This window comes from Rhodoluna sp., from assembly GCF_024641065.1.
Taxonomy (GTDB): Bacteria; Actinomycetota; Actinomycetes; order Actinomycetales; family Microbacteriaceae; genus Rhodoluna.
The window spans coordinates 1-2,110 of the sequence record NZ_JAHEDV010000024.1 but is presented as its reverse complement, the minus strand read 5'-3'; the positions used below and the strand labels follow the sequence as shown (position 1 = coordinate 2,110).

The following is a 2,110-nucleotide window of genomic DNA, read 5'->3' as shown; positions in this document are numbered from 1 at the left end:
TTGCGTGGAATGAGTTCCACGAATAGTATGAAAATTAGTATGAAAAATGCAGAAATAGGGTCGTTTGCCCCTAGATATAGGGGTTATTCAATTCCCCCCATCTCCACTCAGGGCGGTTTCGAAAGAAACAAGCCAACGAGTCATCCCATAACAAACAGCCCACCAGAAATGGTGGGTTTTTTGTTTAACCGTTTCTTGCTCGGTGTTATCGTTATGCCAAGGAGCTGATTATGACTTTCATCGAAGCAATCAAGAGTTATTTCAAGAAATACGCAACCTTTAACGGCCGTGCGAGCCGCAGCGAATTTTGGTTCGTGGTGCTGTTTACCGCTTTGGTCAGCATGGCCATCTCAATTATTGCTCCGGGTCACACTCAGATGATGGGCAACTGGGATGTTCAACAAAACTCGCCTTTGTCTAGCCTCTGGTCATTAGCTACATTCGTGCCTTCACTAGCCATCACCTGGCGCAGGTTGCACGATGTCAATAAGTCAGGTGCTTGGTTCTTCTTCGTGCTGCTTCCAATTGTCGGTTGGATCCTGTTGCTAATCCAGTTGGTTAAAGACTCAGACGCCGCAGCAAACCAATACGGCGAAGCCCTAAAGTAAGTCGAAGTTCAGTGACAACTCTCTCTGGGCGCACGCAGACCGCTCTTCTTGTGATCGACGTTCAAAACGGCGTAGTCGAGGGGGCTTACCGCCGCGACCAAGTCATAACTAACGTCGAGGCTGCAGTCGCTAAAGCGCGTGCCGCAAACTTGCCAGTCATATGGGTTCAGCATTCTGATGAAGAGATGCCAATTGACTCTGATGCCTGGCAAATTGTCTCAGAGTTGATTCCACTGTCCGGTGAGTCGATGGTTCGAAAAACCTTCCGGAGCTCTTTTGAGGGCACTAACCTTGCCGAAATGCTTGAGTCCCTCGCGGTCGGTCGCCTAATCGTGTGCGGCGCTCAAAGCAACAACTGCATTCGCCACACGGCGCAGGATGCAATTGCCAAGGGTTACGACGTAACTCTGATTGCCGATGCCCACACCACCACGAGCTATGAGTGGGGCGGTCACTCGGTTTCGGCCCAAGCGGTTGTCGAAGAACAAAATGATAACTTCAACGAGGACCTTCCCGGCCGCAAGGCAGAGGCTGTCCCTCTGGCAAAATTGAGCCTATGAATCCGACTTTTGGCGAGTGGCTAGTAACCTATGGCACCCAAGCATTTGAAATCGTTGGCACGCTTGCCTTTGCCCTATCCGGCCTCATCGAAGCGGCTCGTAAAAAGCTTGACCTCGTAGGCATGGCAATAGTGACAGCGCTAGCGGCATTCGGCGGTGGCACCTTGCGCGACATTTTGCTCGATAGGCGCCCATTTTTCTGGGTTCAAAATGAAATTTGGATCTGGGTCATTTTGTTGATGTGTGCGCTTGCCTTGTTTTTCATGCGCGCTAGACACATCGAACTGACCGAACGATCGATGCAGTGGCCTGATGCGCTTGGTCTAGGCATCTTTGCTGCCGGCGGCACCCAGATTGCTATCACGGCCGGCATGTCGCCAATTATTGCCGTAGTGATGGGTGTGATTACTCCGGTGTTCGGTGGAGTTCTTCGCGACGTCGTTGTGAATGAAATTCCTAGAGCTTTCAATGACCACCAACCATATGCTGTGATTGCATTTGCCGGGGGATGGCTAGTTGTGGCCCTGAACCTGTTGGGTTGGCCTTCGTTTTGGGCTGTTGCCATCGGTGCGCTGGTTATCACAGCGTTGCGTTTGCTGGCGGTAATTTTTGGTTGGCGTTTGCCGACCTGGCGCGTTTAGTTAGACGCCATCGATTCGGTGCAAGGTGCAAGTTGGGCCACGCGCTGAGGGGTCACGCCCAATAGAACAGCGATGTCGCGCATGGTCAGACCTTCATCGCGCATGCGACCAACAACATCACGAATTTCGTTCGATGCTTCTTCTTGAAGGCGCGTTGCGTCACGCATCTTTGACTGAGCCGCTTCAATGTCGCAAATGATTCCAGGCATAACTGCCTCGACCTTCACAACGATGTCGCACTTAGATTCGCCGGTCGATTTCTCGGCCATAAGCTTGATCAGCTCGGTGGCCTTATCTAGGC

Annotated in this window: 4 protein-coding genes; 3 read left to right on the top strand and 1 reads right to left on the bottom strand. The window is 51.7% G+C overall.

The genetic code is table 11. The annotated features are described in order from the left end of the window. The first annotated feature begins 230 nt into the window (after positions 1-230). From Q0L26_RS05715 to Q0L26_RS05705, 3 genes are read left to right on the top strand one after another with little or no spacing between them, the layout of a single operon-like run. Positions 231-608, top strand: coding sequence for a DUF805 domain-containing protein (locus Q0L26_RS05715; protein WP_296648589.1), 378 nt, complete (start codon positions 231-233; stop codon positions 606-608). Positions 609-619: 11 nt separating this feature from the next. Beyond that, entirely contained in the window at positions 620-1,168 is a 549-nt protein-coding gene (locus Q0L26_RS05710; protein WP_296648586.1) for an isochorismatase family protein, read from the top strand. Beyond that, positions 1,165-1,809 carry a trimeric intracellular cation channel family protein gene (locus tag Q0L26_RS05705; protein WP_296648583.1) on the top strand — a complete coding sequence of 215 codons (645 nt, stop codon included), beginning with the start codon at positions 1,165-1,167 and terminating at the stop codon, positions 1,807-1,809. Before Q0L26_RS05710 ends, Q0L26_RS05705 begins: the two co-directional genes overlap by 4 nt. Here Q0L26_RS05705 and Q0L26_RS05700 read toward each other — a convergent pair. Continuing rightward, positions 1,806-2,110: hypothetical protein (locus tag Q0L26_RS05700; RefSeq protein ID WP_296648580.1), on the bottom strand; the 305-nt coding region annotated here is incomplete at its 5' end. The genes Q0L26_RS05705 and Q0L26_RS05700 overlap by 4 nt on opposite strands.